The 637-nt window shown below is 73.3% G+C and carries 1 protein-coding gene; it reads left to right on the top strand.

Annotated elements, in window-relative coordinates; translation table 11 throughout:
* Positions 1-81 precede the first annotated feature (81 nt).
* Positions 82-555, top strand: coding sequence for a pantetheine-phosphate adenylyltransferase (coaD, locus tag UN64_RS21935; protein ID WP_077365999.1), 474 nt, complete (start codon positions 82-84; stop codon positions 553-555).
* Positions 556-637 lie beyond the last annotated feature (82 nt).

The raw sequence follows: 637 nt of genomic DNA, 5'->3' as shown, positions 1-637 counted from the left end.
CCGTCACGACCGCGACGCGCCGGAGCCGGACCGGACGGGCGTCCGTCGCCGCTCGGCGCGGCCCCCGCTAGGCTGGCACCCATGCGTCGTGCCGTCTGCCCTGGTTCGTTCGATCCCCTCCACAAGGGGCACGTCGAGGTGATCGCGCGAGCCGCGAACCTCTTCGAGGAGGTGGTGGTCGCCGTGTCCGCCAACCCGGCCAAGACGTACCGCTTCAGCGTGGACGAGCGCATCGCCATGATCGAGGCGACGGTGTCCTCCCTCGCCGGTGTCGTGGTCCGGCCCATGGGCCCGGGCCTGCTGGCCGAGTTCTGCCGGCAGATCGGCGCGGACGCGATCGTCAAGGGGCTGCGCGGCGGCGCCGACCTCGAGTTCGAGGCACCGATGGCCGCGATGAACCGCCACCTGACCGGGGTCGAGACGGTCTACCTCCCGGCCGACGCCCGGTACACCCACGTGTCCTCCTCGCTCATCAAGGAGGTCCATGGACTCGGCGGCGACGTCGCCGAGTTCGTCCCGGCCGCGGTCCTGCGCGGCCTCGACGGCGGGGCCTGACCCCGCCCGGCCCACCCGCGGGCCACCCCTCCGCTCGTCCCACCGCATCAACCGCAGGAGAACCGCCGATGACCGTCCCGCC

It is taken from the genome of Fictibacillus arsenicus, assembly GCF_001999465.1.
Classification (GTDB): Bacteria; Bacillota; Bacilli; order Bacillales; family Fictibacillaceae; genus Fictibacillus; species Fictibacillus arsenicus.
This window is presented reverse-complemented; position numbering and strand designations above follow the sequence as displayed.